Genomic DNA, 17,023 nt, shown 5'->3' on the forward strand with positions numbered 1-17,023 from the left:
ATGGCTTAGCCCTCCTTGGTCGCAGAGATAGTGTCGGATGCTTCGGCCGGCCCGCCAAAGGCGCGGGCAGCCGCGGCTCCGCCGGCAAGCGGCGTCGCCATGGGAATTTTCGCACGTCGTGCTGACACGACGGGAAGCTCAAAGGCAAACCCCATCGCCAGCAAAAACCACGTGAGCGCATAGGTTGCAATTATGGCGGCCACCAGGCCACCCGCCACGGCATGCTGGGAAAACACGGCACATGCGAGTGCGACCAGAGCCGGAACCTCGCAGGCGGAAAGGGCCAACACGCCCTGCAGGAACCCCGCGCGGCGATTGCGCGCCAAGGCTCCGGCAGCAATGCCCACCACGCCCGGCAGCGCCAACGCCAGCGCGGCGATAATGGCCGGCAGCCTCCCAGACCACATAAGCGGTCCCACGACGAGCGTCACATGGGCGCCCGACGCCAACAGCGCCGCTGATACCACGACCACAGCCCAAAGCACGCCGCATGCCGCCGTCGCACCAACCATCGCCGCACGCCGGGCTGCGTGCCCCGATACCTCCATCGGGCACGGCATGAGCGGCTCGGCGCGAAGCGAGCGGGCGACATTTTGCGCATAGTGGTCGCAAAATGCCGAGAGCGCCGCCTCCACCGCAGCCGGCTCGGGGCGATCTTCCTGATGGCAGGACAGGCAGGCCATCACCACATCGAACAGCTGAGCGTCGACAAACGCCAGTGCATCGCGCAGATCCTCGGAATTTGGATCGAGCCCCAGCTGCTGAGCCTGTTCGGCCGCGGCAAGTGCCACATCGGGCTCGCGTCGCAGCAGTTGCGTCAAGTCGCAGCCGGGTGCGTGGGCGCCGACGGGATAATCGGGCAGCGTATCCATCTTGAGGCGAGAGGGGCTGGCGATATCGCGCGTCCTTTTGCGCGAGCCCGAAGTACCCGACGCGCCCGGCGCTACTTCGTACGGCGCGACACCGGCAATGAGCTCGTAGACCGTACTCGCCGCTGCATAGACATCGATTGCCGGCGACATGCGGAGCGTGCGTAAGTCGGGGATATCGTCGGTGAGCATCTCGGGCGGGGCGTAGGTAACCGTCGCACGGCGCAGCGTGGCATAGCGCTCGGTAAACGACGCCTTGCCGCCGGTGCCGGCCACCGCAGAGGCGGGCTCGAGCGCCAGCGACGAGCCAAAATCGATCAAGCACAGGTCGAAGGTGCCCTCGGCAAGCTGTCGGTCGAGCGGCAGGCGCGCCGTGCGCACCATGATATTAGCGGGCGAGATATCGCGGTGGACAAAACCCTCGCCCACCAAGCTCATGCGGCAGAGCAGATCGAACAGGTCGCGACCCAGGCGCGCCGCCACGAGCGGTGACAGGCGGCCGGCGTCGTCCACGGCAAGGCGCGGGCGCAGGCGAGCGAGCGTCTCGCCCTCGACCCACTCCATGACAATCGCGGGCACGCCGTCGACCTCGCCCCACCCGTATAAGCGGGGAAAGCCCTTAAGGCCCGAAAGGGCACGATGGCATTCATATTCCTCGCGAAACGCCGCCTTGAACTTGGCGACCAGTGCCTCGTGGGCGACATCGTCATCAAATTCGTCGCGTGTTGGCAAGATGAGCTGCTTGAGCGCCACGGCCTCGCCCTGCGCGTTGACGGCACGCGTCACACGGCCGATACCGCCGCGGCGCATGGTGGCGTCATCGGCAAACAGCATCGTAAAACGGCGCAGGTAGGCGGGAAGCTCGTCCGTGCCCAGGGCGACGGCCGGCTCAAACCCGTCGACGCGCGCCAGGCGCAGGCCGACCATCGGATCGCGACCGAGCGATTGTGGTGTGGTGGATGCAAGATCGGTCATCATAGGGCAAGCGCCGCCACGTTATTGTTGAAGTTACCGAGCGCGACGTCATCATCGCCGTAATGGCCGACCCATTGACATAGGTTGGTGTAACAGCCCCACAGATTGGCATACTGCTGATACCACTTTGACCGGGGCGAGAATGTCTGACGACCGAACTCGGCTCGAATGACAAACATCTCCCCGACCAGGCTGTCGCACGGCCTGGGATCGCCCGTAGAGTTATAGGTCGAGACCACGTCATTGGCACGAGAAACATAGCCGTCGAGCATGTTGTACTTGGTCACAAGCCAACTGTGAATGCTCTCTTCCTCAGCAGCGGAAAGGCCACCGGAGTTTGCCTCGTTGTCAGTGTTGCCGCTCGTCGAGCCGCCATTTCCAGACCCTCCGGTAGAGGAACCCGACCCAGAGCCGCCGCCCGAACTCGACGAATCCGAGCCGGAGCCAGAAGTATCCGAGCTACCGGGCTTTCCGGACTGCTGGGCGTCCTGCTCCTTCTGCTGCTCGACCTTATTCACCGTTGCCGCCACGCTATTGTTGGACAACCGATCGATGATCTTGGTGTTGGTGAGCACGATGGTTTTGCCGTTGGCAAGCGTGACTTCGTTGTCCGGGGCCTCGGCGCCGTCCGCATCGTCGGTGCCAAACACAATATGCGCGACCACACTTGCCCAAGCATATCCAGTCGTGGTGCCCAAATCACTTTTGACCTCATGCCCCACGCGCGGTTCGCGTGCGGCATGCGCCTGCATCATGGACGGCACGGTCATGCCATAGGCCGAAACGCCAGCTATGACCAGCACCAGCGAGCACGATAGCAGTGCGTACGCCCGCGGTGCCAAGCCCAGTCGGCGTCGCATGCGCACCGCGGCGCCGCGCTTTGTCTGAGTGCCACCGGGCCGCATGCGTTCTCCTCCAACAAAAACACGCCGCTCAGAAGCGGCGCATTCATTCGAATCCATATTTGAGTGTATCAGCGAACCCAAAAGGTTGCGCAACGAATGGGCAAATTAAGGATGCGAGCGGAAGCATCCATGCGATAAGCGGATACGAAGCATCTTTGTTGCACAACAAACTCACAGTCGCACGGGAAAATTATGGCTACCCCGTGCGTCGCGAGGAAAACATGCGGCAGGAGCAGGCTCGCCACCTAAATCGCGCGACGGGCCTCGATGGCGCGGCCAAGCGTAAGCTCGTCGGCATACTCCAGGTCGCCGCCCACGGGCAGGCCGCTCGCCAGACGCGACACCTCGACGCCCAGCGGCTTGATAGTGCGGGCCAGGTAGCTCGCCGTGGTCTCGCCCTCGATGTTGGGGTTGGTGGCGATGATGACCTCATGGATATCCTCGTGGCCCAGACGCGCCAGCAGCTCGCGGATGTGCAACTGCTCGGGACCAATCTTGTCCATGGGACTGATCACGCCGCCCAATACATGGTAGAGGCCGTGGTAGCTGCCCGTGCGCTCGATCGCCTGGACGTCGCGCGGCTCGCCCACCACGCAGATGCGGGTGGTGTCGCGCATCGGGTCCTGGCAGATGGAGCACTCGTCGGCCGTGGCGTAGTTAAAGCAGCGGCTGCAAAAGTGGACCTCCTGCTTGACCTCCAGGATGGCCTCGGCCAGGCGGCGGGCCTCCTCGGCGTCGGCCTCCAACAGGTAATAGGCGATGCGCTGGGCCGACTTGGGACCAATGCCCGGCAGACGGCCCAGCTCATCGAGCAGTTTTTGCAGACTGTGATTCGCACTCATATATATGCGTGTCTTAGAACGGCATGCCCGGGATGTTGAGGCCGCCGGTGATGGCGCCCATCTGCTTGTTGGCGAGCTCGTTGACGCCGCGGACGGCCTCGTTGACGGCAGCCATGATCATATCCTGCAGCATATCGACGTCCTCGGGATCGAGGGCATCGGGATCGATGGTGAGGTTGACGAGCTCCATCTCGCCGTTAACGGTCACCTTGACCATGCCGCCGCCGGCAGAGGCGTCGACGGTCTGGGACTTGAGGTTCTCCTGCGCGGCGGCAAGCTGCTCCTGCATCTTGCGAGCCTGCTTCATCATCTGCTGCATGTTCATACCGGCCATGATGGCTCCTTTACGTGCGGCCGCACGCCGAGCCGCAAGGGCAGCCGGAGCACGGCGGGACTTTCAAACTCAAAAATCGTACCACGGCGCGAGGCCAGCGAGCGGGGCGGACACGCTACCTCAGTCGATATACATGTCCTGGAGCGTGATGCGCCCCCAAGATTATGCAAAGTTGAATAATTCGCATCTGCATAATATTTAAAGCTAAATCTCGTAGAGCCGGAATCCGACATTTAATGCGTACCACTAAATGGCTAAATGCCGAGCCACTACTCGAGGCGGCACGCATGACGGCGGGGTATAATTTGATTGCCATAGACAGCAATTTGGAGGTGCCCCATGAACGCCCCCGACGCGCTCCAAAACATCCGCTCAAAACACCCCGTTGCATATGTGGTTCTCTATCTCTTTGTCGGCTGGGCATTGCTGGTTGTCATCACCCATGCTATAGCCTTTGGAGCAGAACTGCTGATAGCCAGCTCGGACCAGCCCATCGTCAAATGGGAGACGACCGATAAGTGCACCGACGGAACCCGAACCGTTTACTACAACAGCCCGTCCCTCTACCAAGAGTTCAAGGTCAAGATAAAGGACTTCAAGATTGTCGATGCTGAGCCAGGCGTTTATTCGGCAATCGGAGCAACCCTCAACGCCGAGCAAGTCGAGTACACGGACAGCCATGCGACGTATCGTATCGACCTCAGCATCCTAGGCCGACCGTCACGCACCTGTCTGCTCGAATGCGATATACGCGGCGCCACGTTGCACATGTCCGAAATACAGATGCGCCCGGGCAAAACCCCTGAAGAGCTGGGGATCCTAAGCCCGGCGAGCAACTCTCAACAGTAGAACGATAGCCCGCCAGTTGTTTCTTTCCAACGTTTGCAAATCAGCGCATGGTTAGATGAAACAAACTGCATGATATCGCGTAAATCCCGAGCAGGAATATCGCCCTTGTTATGGGCCAGCTTGCATCCGCCGGAGCGGGTAAGCCATATCTTGGTTGCCTCGGCAGTGGGGCGCTTGACCGCAACGTGAACATGGACAGGTTCGCCGTTCTCCCCCGTCCAGAAGAAGATGATGTACGGCCCGAGTCGAAACAGGCTAGGCATAGACTCGTCCGCCTTCGTAGGCAAAACGCAGGATGAGCGGGGCATTGTTACGCACGAAATCATCGAGTTCTTTGAGGTCCGCTTCGCTAAAGCCCTCGTGTGACACCCAATTGAATGCCGGCAAGATACACTCCGCCGTGTCAAAACCCCAATCGCGCGGGCGCTCCACAACAACCTTCACCGTGTTGTCCTCCCGGACTTCGGAATACGAAACCTGCGTATCGTCCTCAAGGCGGACATATTCCCACATCATAAGCTCGCTCCGTTCAAAGGGTTCTCTTCTTGAGCAGTATACCCGCCCACGCAGCTACTCCACCGGCTTGAAGATGGTGGCCTGACCGAAGACGCTGCGGATGAGGTCTTTGGCCTCGTCCTCGGTCTGCGGGATGCTCGGGGCTGCGCCCTGGTGGCCGAAGGGGCTGCCGGCGCCGGGGTTGGACTCCCAGGGAGCTGCAGGAGCGTCCTCCTCTTTGGGGGCAGTTACAGCGGACTTGGGCGCGGGCGTCGCACCCGGCACGTCGAACGGAGGAAGATCGTCCCCGCTCGCATCGCCGGCAAAGCCGCCGACCATGGCGTCGTCGTAGGGCACCTGCTCGGATTCCCGCGGCGCGGACTGCGCGACAGGCTGAGCCTTGGGGGCAGCCGAGCGCTCGGGCGCACGGGGTGCGGGCTCGGTCGGGAGCCTACCCGTGGCAGGAGCACCGGCGGGGTTGTCGGAGCGTAGCCAGGGGGCTTTGCCCAGGTCAGACGACTTGGGCGCGGGCGAGACGGGCTTGGGCGCGGGTGTCGGAGCGGCCGGTTTGGGCGCCGCGGGCTTAGGCGCCGACGGGGTCGATGCCGCCACCGGTGCCGCTTGCTGCTGCGACGCGCCGGCGCTCGAGGATACAGGGGCCGCCGAGGACACGGGTTGCGGGTCCGCAGATGCCGCAGCCCGTGCAGATGGAGAATGCTCCTCATGTTGAGGAGCCGGCGTGCCACCCCCATCCAGGACATAGTCGACGGTACGACGACCGAAGACCGCGCAAACCGTCGGCAGGACCACCGACTGCGTATCGGCGCGACCGAGCATCTTAATGGCAAAAGTCGAACCCGCGGGGAACGAGACCGTGAGCTTGGAGCCGTCGTCGGCCGTGGCGCGGGCGTTGAGCAAAAGCCCTGCGTAGGAGGCCTGACGAGCCTTGACGCGCTCGACGACCTCGGCCCATTTGCGCTGGAGCTCGCCGGCGTCCTCAACCGCGGGGGTCTCGGCAGCACCGGCGGCGGCAACCTGGGCGGCATTGTTGGACTGGGGCTTAGGTGCCGGAGCGGTGGCAGGCGCGGGGGCCGCAACGGGCTGAGGCGTCGGAGCCGGCGCAGGCTGAGGCGCAGGCGCCGCAGGCTTGGAAGCTGACACGGACGCAGAACGGGGCACAGGCTGAGCCGCCGGAGCGGCAGTACCACGGTCCCAAGGCATACCGCCCTGGCGCGCGGACGTAGCAGCGGGGGCAGCGGATGCCGCCGGAGCGGCCGCACGAGCGCCCGAAATGAGCGTCGGCTGTTGGGCAGCAGCGGGTACGGATGCTGCAGGCGCGGCGGCCTGAGCAGCAGCCACGCTCGCCGGCACGGCGCCGTTGGCAACCATGGCCTCCAGACGCGCCACGCGCTCGGCCAATGCCTCAATCGTTAAATCAGCCTCGGGACGTGCCAGACGCGTGCAGGCAATCTCGAGCACCAGGCGCACGTCACTCGCGCCCCTCATCTCCAGTGCGGCATCGTCGAGCACTGTCAGCACACGGGCCAGGCGGTCGGCAGGATGCTCGCCAAAGGCAGCGACCTCGGCAGCAAGCGCCTCGGCCTGCTCGGAGCCGCCCTCAAACAGCTCGGCACGGGCACCGGCAACGCAGGCAACGTACACGTCACGCACATGCGCCACCAGGTCGCGCGTCAGCTCCAGCAGGTCGTTTCCTTCCTCGACCTGCGCACGGATCAGTCCATAGAGCTCGGCAACATCGCGATCGGCAATGGCGCGGGAAAACTCGCCCAGAATCTGGTCCGAAACCTCGCCCAAAAGCGAGCGGGCGTCGTCCGCATGCACAGAACCGTTGCCAAAGACGCTCAGCTGCTCCAGCGTGGACAACGCGTCGCGCATGCCGCCCTTGGCATGACGCGCCACGATAGCCAGCGCCTCGTCGTCGTAATCGAAGCCCTCCTGCTCGCACACGTATGCCAGGCGATGCTCAATATCCTCGTTGCCGATGCGATGGAAATCGAAACGCTGGCAGCGCGAGAGGATGGTCTCCAGAATCTTTTGCGGGTCGGTGGTGCACAGCACAAAGATCACGTGCGCCGGCGGCTCCTCAAGCGTCTTGAGCAGCGCGTTGAACGCCGCCGTCGTGAGCATGTGGACCTCGTCGATGATATAAATCTTGTACTTGCCACGCACCGGGGCAAAGTTGACGGAGTTGATAATTTCCTCGCGCACATTGTCCACGCCCGTGCGGGAGGCGGCATCGAGCTCGTAAACATCGGGGTGGTTACCCTCGGCAATGAGCTCACACTCCTCGCAAGTACCGTCGGGCATGCAGCCGCTTGCACCCTCGGCGCGCGCCGCCTCGGCATTGCGGCACAGCAGCGCCTTGGCCAGAATGCGCGCCATGGTAGTCTTGCCCGTGCCGCGCGGTCCGCAGAACAGGTAGGCGTGGGACAGGCGCCCCTCGGTGATGGCGTGCTCGAGCGTCGAGACGATATGCTGCTGGCCCACCACGGAGTCAAAGGTGAGCGGGCGATACTTTCGGTACAACGATTCCATGGGTGCTCCCCCGGGTATACTGAGTCTTGTTGCCGCGGCGGCCATGCGGTCGCACGGCATACTGCATTCCATAATAACCCGTACGGCGAGCCCGCCGCGATAGGAGTCCAAAGAGCATGGCAGACGCAGAGAGCAACCTCGTTCCCTCCGAAGCAGCCGACCAGGTCGAGGTCGCGCTCGAGGAGCAGGCCGCAGCCGACGACGGCATCCTGTACCTCAACGAGTACCAGTACGAAAACGACCTGGTCACCGACTTCGCCCGCCTGGTCGCCTCGCCCAGGCGTCGCGGCTCGCTGTATGTCGCCGCGGCAATTGCCGCGCTCATCGGCATCGGCATGCTGGTGGCCGGCGGCAACTGGATCAAGTTTGGCGTCGTCTTGGTCGTATTCGGCGCCTTTTTGGCCTGGTGGAGCAAAAACCTGCACCACACCCTCGCCCGCGACTTTATCGACGCCGTCGAGGCCGACGAGTCCATGGGCGGCCGCTATCGCCGCGTCGCCGCCAACGAGGACGGCCTGATGGTTTGGGGCAAGAGCGGCAAGTCGCAGTTCTTCCCGTTTGAGAAGCTCGACCACGTACTCGACGGCGAGCGCATCTTTGTGGCCATGTTCGCCGACCAGGGCGTGACGATCCCTAAGGACACCTTTGTTCGCGGCGATGCCGAGCAGTTTGGCACCTTCCTTAAGGCACGCATCAACAAAAAACTCCGCATCGAGACCAAACGCAAGAAGATGAAGGCCGAGAAGGCCGCCGCCGAGGCCAAGCAGGGCGACAAGCCCCAGGAGACCAAGGGCAAGCAGCGCAAGCAGAAGAAGAACAAGAAGAAGCGCTAAGGCCAAGCCAGACAGGCAGCCTCGTATCCCGCTATCCTCCCCATGCACCCGAGCGTGCTACACTAGCAGCATCTATGCCACCGCGAACGGCTCGGCTCCGCGCCCGCCACTCGCAAACGAACTTTAAACGCACGAGGGTTGGCCATGCCGCTTTTCTCGCAACATACCGCCCGGTTCTCGCCGGACGTTCCTTTGGAGGGCACCAGCTCTCGCGAGCTGCTCAAGCGGTACCAGCCGCTCGAGACACTTGCGACCGGCGGTTTTGGCTCCATCGAGATCTGCCGCGACACGCACCTGCGCCGCCGCGTCGCCATTAAACGCATCCCCCTTATCAACGGTGCCGGCATGCCCGCCAGCGACATCATGGATGTCCTGCGCGAGGCGCACACCGCCGCTATGCTTCAACATCCCAATATCGTGCAGGTTATCGACTTTACGCACGACACAGCCTATGCCTACCTAGTTATGGAATATGTCGATGGCATGTCGCTGGCCGAGTTTTTGCATCGCGTGGACGGCCACTCACTTACCTTTGACGAGGCCGCGGCCATTGCCGATGCCCTGGGCCAGGCGCTCACCTTCGCCCATAGCAATGGCGTACTCCACCTGGACATTAAGCCCGCCAACGTGCTCATCGACCACTCGGGCAATGTAAAGCTCACCGACTTTGGCATGGCGCGACTGTCGTCCGCCGGTGGCTTTGGCGGCTCGCGCGGTGGCACCATCGGCTACATGCCGCCCGAGCAGCTCGATATCGAGACCGGCACGGTCGACGAACGCGCCGATGTCTTTGCCCTCGCCTGCGTTATCTATGAGGGCCTGTGCGGCAGCGCTCCCTTTATGGCGGCCACGCCCGCTGACTCGCTCGACCGCATCATCGGCGGCGCCACCTATCCCAGCGAGCTGATACCACACTTTCCCCCGGGAGCCGAGAGCGCGCTCATGAGCGCGCTCTCCCCCATGCCGCAGGACCGCCCTAACAGCATCGAGGCATTTTGCGACCAGCTCCTTGCCGGTCTGGGCAGCGTACGCGTGGGCCGTCGCAGCCTGGAGCAAATGGTTGGCGAGCTTTCGGATGACGAGCGGGAGCTCGACGATATCGAGCCGTCGCACTACGAGGACGACGCCATCGAGGTCGACCCCGCACTCGGCTGGGCGGGCACGCGCTGGAGCCATGCGCGCGACTACACCATGCGCACTATCTCGGCACTAACGTGCGGCACCTTTAGCTTTTTGCTGATGCAAACGGCCGGGGTCGCGGCGCTTCCCGGCCTGGTCATTGCGGCCATCGCGATCGGAGCGGCGGCTGGCCTGGCCCCCCAGATTGGCTCGGCCATCTCGGCTGTGGGCTTTTTGGTGCTCATGGCCAACGCCACCATGCAGGCACAGGGCATCCTGTCGATGTTGCCCGTCGCGGTGATCTTTGCCGCCGCCATGTCCGGTTGGTGGATCGCCTGGGGCCGTACCGAGGCCGCCGCGAGCGCCGCACTCACCTGTGCACTCGCGCTTGGCTGTCTGACCGGCAATACCTTCCTGGCAGCTGGGGTCGCCGCCGGCGTCGCGTCATTTTGGCACGGCCCGGCAAGCGCCGCCGTGGCAACGGGCATGGGCGCGCTTTTTGCCCGTCTGGCCACGGTCGCGCTTTCAGCCGGAGGCGTGCTGGGGCTCGGTAACGTTGCCGCAGCGCTGGGAGACCCGCTCCTTTGGGCTGCCTTTGTGCTGGTCGCGGCAACTGCCGCAGCGTCATCCGCGCTGCTCAATGCCCATGCCAAGCGTGCCGATCAGGGCTCAAACCTTGCCGCAATCGCCGCCATCGCTGTCACCGGCATCGGCTGCGCAGCGGCGTCCTGTCTTGCACACCATATGGAAATTGCCAGCCTTGCAGCCGCGGTCATCGCCAAGGCGGCGGTTGCGGGAACCCTATCCTCTATAATCGTTGGGATATGCCTATATTTGCTCGGATACCAAAGAACCTATACGGAGAGTGATCTTTCGTGAACTTCCTGAACATCTTCGAGGACCACGTGGCCGGCATCTTCGGTGCCACCCGTGCCCCGTTCTCCTTTAAGAAGCTTGCCAAGCAGGCCGCTCGCGACATGGAGGATCAGACTCTGGTGATTAACGGCGTCAACACGGCGCCGGCACTCTATACCATCCTTATCGCCGCCGACGACGATCCCATGCTCGCCCCGTTCTACCCCGAGCTTTCACGCGAGGTCCGCGAGTTTGTGAAGGCGCAGGCCGAAAAGCGCCGCTATGTCTTTGTCGGCGAGCCCCTCGTGCGCTTTATGATCGATCCGCAGCTGCGCGCCGGCAAGTTCTCGGTCTTTGCCGAGAACGTCGATGCCCCCACGCTCGGCCGCCTGTACGAAGAAGAGCGCGCCTATCAAAACGGCCTGGGCCAGAACAACTCCGCGGCAAGCCGTGCCGCCAGCGCCCCGCGCGCCGGCCAGCAGCAGTTTGCTGCCCCGCAGCAGCAGCGCCCCGCCGCCATGCCCCAGCAGCAGCCGACGCCTCGCGCCGCCGCTGCCGACCCGCTTGCCGTGGCAGATCCCTTCGCGCCTAGCGTCCCCGACCCCGCCGCCGCACCCATCCCGGTGCCGCAGACCGTCTCGCGCGACGCGCTTGCCGGCATGGGCGGAGCCGCCGCGACCGGTGCCGCCGTGGGCCTAGGCGCCGCAGCCGGCATCGCCTCCAACATGGCGAGCACTCGCGCCCCGCAGCGCCCGCTCGCCCAGCTCGTCGATGTCGTGAGCGGCGAGAGCCATAGCATCACCTCCGCACAGGTGACCATCGGTCGCGAGCGCTCAGTTTCCGACATTGCCCTGCGCGACCCCAACGTGTCGCGCCGCCACGCCCAGCTCACCTTTACGGGCTCGGATTGGTCGATCGAGGACCTCAATTCCACCAACGGCACGCTCGTCAACAACCGCCGCATTACGCGCTGCCCGCTGCGCAACGGCGATCTGCTGACGTTTGGCCTGAGTACCTTTGAATTTAGGGGATAGTCGCTTATGAACATCGATATCGTCCTTTTTGCAGGCCGCATCGTCCTGGTCGCCCTGCTCTATATCTTCCTGTTCGCCGTCATGAAGACCGGCGTGGGACTTGTGCGCGGGCAGCGCCGCGACTCGGCTATCTGGACGATTGATGTGGACAAGGGTCCGCGCGGTATCCGCGGCATCCACGTAGACATGCTTGGCCCCGTCATCGTCGGTCGCTCGCCATCTTCGGACATCTGCATCAACGAACCGTTCGTCTCGGCCTCGCATGCGCGCTTTTCGCTGCAGGGCCCGGCGCTCATCATCGAGGACCTCAACTCGCTTAACGGCACGCTCGTCAACGGCCGCCAGCTCGTGGAGCCCGCGACGCTGCGTGAGGGCGACGAAGTCCAGATTGGCGACGTGGTCATGAAGGTGAACCGTCGATGATCGACGAGGAGAACAAGTCCGCAACTATGACCGAGGCACCGGCCGCCGCCACAGCTGCGCCGGCCCATGCCGCTCCGGCGGGCTCCGCACCCGTGGAGCCCGAGGACACCGTGTTCTCCCTGCCTCTTTCGCATGTAACGCATGATATTTCAGATCTCGCCGATAACGAGGACGAAGAGGATGCCGTAGCGGCGCCCATCGGCGCACATGCTGCGGAACAGCCCACAGCGCCCGAAGCAACCCCGGCGCCGGCTCACTTTGCAGAGCCCGTCGCCGCGGCAATCAACGAGAGCGCTGCAGTGTTTGCGGCACCCGAGCCCGCCGCGCCGGCGTTTCCCATAGCCCCGGCATCCGAGGTTGCGCCCGCGTCTACGCCGGCGCCCGAGGCAGGGCCATCCCCCGAGGACGGCCCTGCACCCAAGTCCCCGCAGCCTGCGCCCGCAAGCGAGTCCGATGCCGCGGCCGAGCCCGCCGCCCAGTCGAAAAACACGCCCGCGCCGTCGCACTTTGCGACGCCCGAGTCTATAGACGTCAGCCCGCAAGACGACGAGTCGACCGCCCGCGTTTCCGAGGAGCCCGACTCCCCGGACACTGGCGATTCCGAATCAAACGCCGTGACCGACACCGTCTCTCCCGGTGACACCGCCGAAATCGACGTTGCCGCCATTGAGGCCAAGCTCAAAGACCCCGGCTCGACCATGAGCTTTGAACCCCTAACCGAGGAGCGCATCGAGACCGACTCGACCTATGATGCTGGCACCACCACGCAACTCATGTGGGGCGCCCGCTCCGACGTTGGCTGCGTGCGCCCGCACAACGAGGATTCCTACCTGGTGCAGTCGCCGCTCTTTTGCGTATGCGACGGCATGGGTGGTCACGCTGCCGGCGAGGTGGCCTCTTCCATCGCCGTCGAGACTATTGCCAAGACGGCCCCACAGTCCGCCGACGCAGCACGCCTGGCCGCAGCCGTCGAGGCAGCCAACGCCGCCGTAATCGAGGCGGCCCTGAATGGCCTGGGCAAGCCCGGCATGGGCTGCACAGCCACTTGCGCCTATATCGAAAACGACACGCTCGCCATCGCCCACGTGGGTGACTCTCGCGCCTACCTGCTCCACGAGGGCACGCTCATCCGCGTGACCCGCGACCACTCCTACGTGGAGGAGCTCGTGGACGCCGGCGAGATCACGGCAGACGAGGCTCGCGTCCACCCCAACCGTTCGGTCATCACCCGCGCGCTGGGCTCGGACCCCGCCATGTATGCCGACCACTTCACTCTGCATATCGAGGAAGGCGACCGCCTGATCCTGTGCTCCGACGGCCTTTCGAGCATGATTCCCGATAGCGATATCGAGAACATCGCCACGCAGTCCTCAACCGCGCAAATCTGCGTCGACAACCTGGTGGACGCGGCGCTTGCCGCCGGCGGCCACGACAACGTGACCGTAGTAGTCGTTGACCTGGTTGACGATGGCGTCATGCGCGAGGCGCAACGCGTGCGTCGCCGCAACGTTACTATCGCCGCCATCCTGGCCCTCGTCTTTGTGCTGGCAGCTGGCATCTGGGCCTACACGGGTGTCACCGGCTCGTACTACCTGGGTACCTACCAGGGCAATGTCGCCGTCTGGCGCGGCCTGCCCGGCAAGCCACTCGGACTCAAGCTCCACTGGCTCGAAAGCGAAACCAGCATCAAGCTGTCCGACCTGCCCGAAGACACGCAAAACCGCCTCAAGGCGGGTATTCCGCAAACAAGTGTCGACGATGCGCAGGACACGATATCCAAGTACCGCCACCAGATCGACGAGGAGCAGACCCGCCAGGTGATCGACGCGCAAACGATTCGCGACAACACCAATCAGGGATCGACCTCCGAATCAGATTCCGAGAAAACCGCCGAACAGTCCGCCGAGGCCGAAGCCTCCGATAAGAATTAGAAAGGGAGTGCCGCTTATGAGTCGCCGCAACACCGAGCTGCTCTTGCTCATCGCCTCGGCGTTCCCCGTCATCCTGCTGTATGCGATGTACGTCCTCACCGCGGGCGCTGCCATCTCCTTTGAGACGCTCGCCGTACCGATCGGCCTCTTTGCCGCCTTTGCCGCGGCCCACATTGCCGTGCGCATCTTGGCGCCCGGTGCCGATCCCGCCATCCTGCCCATTGTCTTTGTGCTTTCGGGCATCGGCATCACGTTCGTGACGCGTCTCGCCCCCGCTCTCGCCATCTCACAGCTCATCATCCTGTTTGTCTCGGTGGCCCTGATGGTGGGAACGCTCGCACTGGTCAAAAACCTCGACGTGGTCGTGCGCTACAAGTACACCTTTGGCATTATCGGCATCATCCTGCTGATGCTGCCCATCTTTATCGGCACCACGATCTCGGGCTCCAAGCTCTGGATTCGCATCGCGGGCTTTACCATCCAGCCCGGCGAGTTCGCCAAGGTCTTTATCGTGCTGTTCCTGGCCGGGTACCTGGCCGAGAACCGCGAGCTGCTCTCCATCTCCAACCGCAAGATCCTGGGCTTTAAGATCCCTCGCCTGCGACTGCTGCTGCCGCTGTTTGCCGTGTGGGGTGTGTGCCTGCTCGTCGTCGTCTTCGAACGCGATCTGGGCTCGGCCGTGCTGTTCTACACCATCTTCTTGCTGATGCTCTACGTTGCCACGGGGCGCTTTTCGTATGTCGTTATCGGCCTTGCGCTCTTAGCCGTCGGAGCCGTGGGCGCCTACAAGTTCCTATCGCACGTTCAGGTGCGTTTCCAGGTTTGGGTCGATCCGTTTAAGGACGCCCAGGGCCAGGGCTACCAGATCGTCCAGTCGCTCTTCTCGCTTGCCGATGGCGGTCTGGTCGGTGTTGGCATCGGCAACGGCATGGCCAACAACATCCCTGTCGTCGAGTCCGACTTTATCTTCTCGGCTATCGGCGAGGAGATGGGCCTTTTGGGCGGCGGCGCCGTGCTCATCCTGTTTATGCTCTTTGCCGTGCGTGGCCTCACCACGGCTGCCCGCGCTAAATCCGACCTCGCCGCCTTTAGCGCCACGGGCCTTACGGCCGCCATCAGCTTCCAGGCCTTCTTGATCGTTGGCGGCGTAACCCGCCTGATCCCGCTGACCGGCGTCACCCTGCCCTTTATGAGCCAGGGCGGCTCCTCGCTGCTGGCGAGCTTTATCATCGTCGCGCTCCTGCTGCGCGCCGGTGACGAGGCGACCGGACGCGAGGCCGAGCTTACCGGCACCGGCACCATGGCCGCCATCACCGATGATCAGGTCGCATCTGCCGCCGCCCCGACGGGCACGCGCTTTGCCACCTCGTCTTCCTACGGCAGCGGCAGCCATTCCGTCGGCTCGCGCATGCGCCGTCGCCTGCTCGACACGCCTGAATCCGGTGTGCTCGGCCGCGTGGCGCTCGCCAACCGTCTAACCCGTGCGGTGCTCGCCTTTACGGCGCTGTTCGCCATCCTTATCGGCAACCTCACCTATGTCCAGGTCATCAAGGCCAAGGACTATCAGGACATGCCGACCAACAACCACACCATCGCCCGCTCCAAGTACATCCAGCGCGGCTCCATCATCACGTCCGACGGCGTGACGCTGGCCGAGTCGCTGCAGCAGGAGGACGGCACCTACGTACGCTCCTACCCCAACGGTAACCTGGCAGCGCACGTGGTTGGCTACGTGAGCCAGCAGTATGGCACCACCGCCATCGAGAGCGTCATGAACGACACGCTCACCGGTTCTAAGGACTACTCCAGCTGGAACAACGCCATCGCGTCGCTCGCGGGCCAGACCCAGCCGGGCAACACCGCCAAGCTCACCATCGACTCGCGTATCCAGACGGCGGCCGAGCAGGCACTCAAGGGCTTTAAGGGCGCTGTAGTGGTCATCGACCCGCGTACCGGCGCGGTGCTCGCATGTGCCAGCTCGCCCACCTACGACAACACCAACATCGATGCCCTGCTGCAGACGGGCGGCGGCGAGGACGGCTCCATGTACAATCGCGCCATGGACGCGCTGTACACGCCGGGCTCAACGTTTAAGGTCGTTACGCTTTCCGCGGCACTCGAGACCGGCACCGCCAGCCTTACCAGCACCTACCAGGCGCCCGGCTCCATGGACATCGGCAACGCACCGGTCACCAACTATGCCAACGAGAGCTACGGCACCATCAGCCTGCAGCAGGCCTTTGCCGTGTCCTCCAACGTCGTCTTTGGCCAGGTGGCAAACGAAGTTGGCGCAAACACGCTCGTGCAGTTTGCCAACGCTTTTGGCTACGGCCAAAAGCTCGGCCAGGACCTGACCTCCGCGGCCTCCATCATGGCCGACCCGTCGCTCATGACCGAGTGGGAGACCGCCTGGGCCGGTGCCGGCCAGCCTGTCGGCATGGACCACACGCCCGGCCCGCAGACCACCGTCATGCAAAACGCCGTGATTGCCGCCGCCATCGCTAACAGTGGTGTGGTCATGGACCCGTACTTTGTAGCCCAGGTACTCGCCCCGGACGGAACCGTGGTCAAGACCACGCAGTCCCGCTCGCTGGGTCAGGCCGTCAGCTCCGCCACGGCCGACCAGGTCAAGCAGGCCATGCTTGCCGTCGTCCAATCCGGCACCGGCACCGATGCCCAGATCCCCGGCGTCAAGGTCGCCGGCAAGACCGGCTCGGCCGAGACCGGCGGCACCAACGTCAACTCGATGTTCGTTGGCTTTGCACCTTACGATTCACCCACGGTCGCCATCTCGGTGGCCTTGGAGGATTTCGACAAGCATGACGTCAAGGCCGCCAAGATTGCCGGTATCGTCCTGACCGCGGCGCTTGCCGCACAGGGAGCGTGATGCCCATGATCGAATCGGACACCAGAGGCGCGCCGCGGCCGAAGAGTTAGCGGCAACGCGCCACACGGCCCCAGCGGCCACATCGTAGGTACTACACACATCGTTGAGCGAATAGT

The 17,023-nt window shown here is 63.8% G+C and carries 14 protein-coding genes; 7 read left to right on the forward strand and 7 right to left on the reverse strand.

All coding sequences use genetic code 11. From position 1 onward, the window contains the following. Positions 1-5 precede the first annotated feature (5 nt). From ACKUTP_RS01265 to ACKUTP_RS01280, 4 genes are all read right to left on the reverse strand, one after another. Positions 6-1,847 (reverse strand): serine/threonine protein kinase, encoded by a 1,842-nt coding sequence (locus ACKUTP_RS01265; RefSeq protein WP_409063366.1) that lies wholly within the window; start codon positions 1,845-1,847, stop codon positions 6-8. Beyond that, positions 1,844-2,749 (reverse strand): hypothetical protein, encoded by a 906-nt coding sequence (locus tag ACKUTP_RS01270; RefSeq protein ID WP_409063367.1) that lies wholly within the window; start codon positions 2,747-2,749, stop codon positions 1,844-1,846. Before ACKUTP_RS01270 ends, ACKUTP_RS01265 begins: the two co-directional genes overlap by 4 nt. A 245-nt stretch (positions 2,750-2,994) precedes the next feature. Further along, positions 2,995-3,591, reverse strand: coding sequence for a recombination mediator RecR (gene recR, locus ACKUTP_RS01275; protein ID WP_006235173.1), 597 nt, complete (start codon positions 3,589-3,591; stop codon positions 2,995-2,997). Positions 3,592-3,604: 13 nt separating this feature from the next. Beyond that, a complete protein-coding gene (locus ACKUTP_RS01280; protein WP_006235174.1) occupies positions 3,605-3,925 on the reverse strand; it encodes a YbaB/EbfC family nucleoid-associated protein in 321 nt (106 codons plus the stop codon). Positions 3,926-4,264: 339 nt separating this feature from the next. Between ACKUTP_RS01280 and ACKUTP_RS01285 the strand changes: the two genes are divergently transcribed. Next, positions 4,265-4,774 (forward strand): hypothetical protein, encoded by a 510-nt coding sequence (locus ACKUTP_RS01285; RefSeq protein ID WP_409063368.1) that lies wholly within the window; start codon positions 4,265-4,267, stop codon positions 4,772-4,774. Here the strand turns inward: ACKUTP_RS01285 and ACKUTP_RS01290 are convergent. The 3 genes from ACKUTP_RS01290 to dnaX are packed head-to-tail and all read right to left on the reverse strand — an operon-like array spanning position 4,765 to position 7,825. After that, complete coding sequence (locus ACKUTP_RS01290; RefSeq protein WP_099432548.1) at positions 4,765-5,037, reverse strand: DUF4160 domain-containing protein; 273 nt, start codon at positions 5,035-5,037, stop codon at positions 4,765-4,767. The genes ACKUTP_RS01285 and ACKUTP_RS01290 overlap by 10 nt on opposite strands. Further along, on the reverse strand, positions 5,030-5,290 hold the full coding sequence (locus ACKUTP_RS01295; protein ID WP_099432547.1) for a hypothetical protein: 261 nt from the start codon (positions 5,288-5,290) through the stop codon (positions 5,030-5,032). Before ACKUTP_RS01295 ends, ACKUTP_RS01290 begins: the two co-directional genes overlap by 8 nt. A 54-nt stretch (positions 5,291-5,344) precedes the next feature. Beyond that, positions 5,345-7,825 (reverse strand): DNA polymerase III subunit gamma/tau, encoded by a 2,481-nt coding sequence (gene dnaX, locus ACKUTP_RS01300; protein ID WP_409063369.1) that lies wholly within the window; start codon positions 7,823-7,825, stop codon positions 5,345-5,347. Positions 7,826-7,941: 116 nt separating this feature from the next. Here dnaX and ACKUTP_RS01305 point away from each other — a divergent pair, with 116 nt between their 5' ends. The 6 genes from ACKUTP_RS01305 (at position 7,942) to ACKUTP_RS01330 (ending at position 16,907) form a co-directional block, all read left to right on the forward strand. After that, positions 7,942-8,658, forward strand: a complete 717-nt coding sequence (locus tag ACKUTP_RS01305; RefSeq protein WP_409063370.1) for a hypothetical protein — start codon at positions 7,942-7,944, stop codon at positions 8,656-8,658. Between the two features lie 144 nt (positions 8,659-8,802). Beyond that, positions 8,803-10,656 (forward strand): serine/threonine-protein kinase, encoded by a 1,854-nt coding sequence (locus ACKUTP_RS01310; RefSeq protein WP_409063371.1) that lies wholly within the window; start codon positions 8,803-8,805, stop codon positions 10,654-10,656. Then, entirely contained in the window at positions 10,653-11,666 is a 1,014-nt protein-coding gene (locus ACKUTP_RS01315; RefSeq protein WP_409063372.1) for an FhaA domain-containing protein, read from the forward strand. The genes ACKUTP_RS01310 and ACKUTP_RS01315 overlap by 4 nt, the downstream gene beginning before the upstream one ends. 6 nt (positions 11,667-11,672) lie before the next feature. Then, positions 11,673-12,089, forward strand: a complete 417-nt coding sequence (locus ACKUTP_RS01320; protein ID WP_006235180.1) for an FHA domain-containing protein — start codon at positions 11,673-11,675, stop codon at positions 12,087-12,089. Then, positions 12,086-14,020 (forward strand): Stp1/IreP family PP2C-type Ser/Thr phosphatase, encoded by a 1,935-nt coding sequence (locus tag ACKUTP_RS01325; protein WP_409063373.1) that lies wholly within the window; start codon positions 12,086-12,088, stop codon positions 14,018-14,020. The genes ACKUTP_RS01320 and ACKUTP_RS01325 overlap by 4 nt, the downstream gene beginning before the upstream one ends. 16 nt (positions 14,021-14,036) lie before the next feature. Beyond that, positions 14,037-16,907 (forward strand): FtsW/RodA/SpoVE family cell cycle protein, encoded by a 2,871-nt coding sequence (locus ACKUTP_RS01330; RefSeq protein ID WP_409063374.1) that lies wholly within the window; start codon positions 14,037-14,039, stop codon positions 16,905-16,907. The last annotated feature ends 116 nt before the right edge of the window (positions 16,908-17,023 follow it).

Source organism: Collinsella sp. wc0529 (assembly GCF_046116875.1).
GTDB lineage: Bacteria > Actinomycetota > Coriobacteriia > Coriobacteriales > Coriobacteriaceae > Collinsella.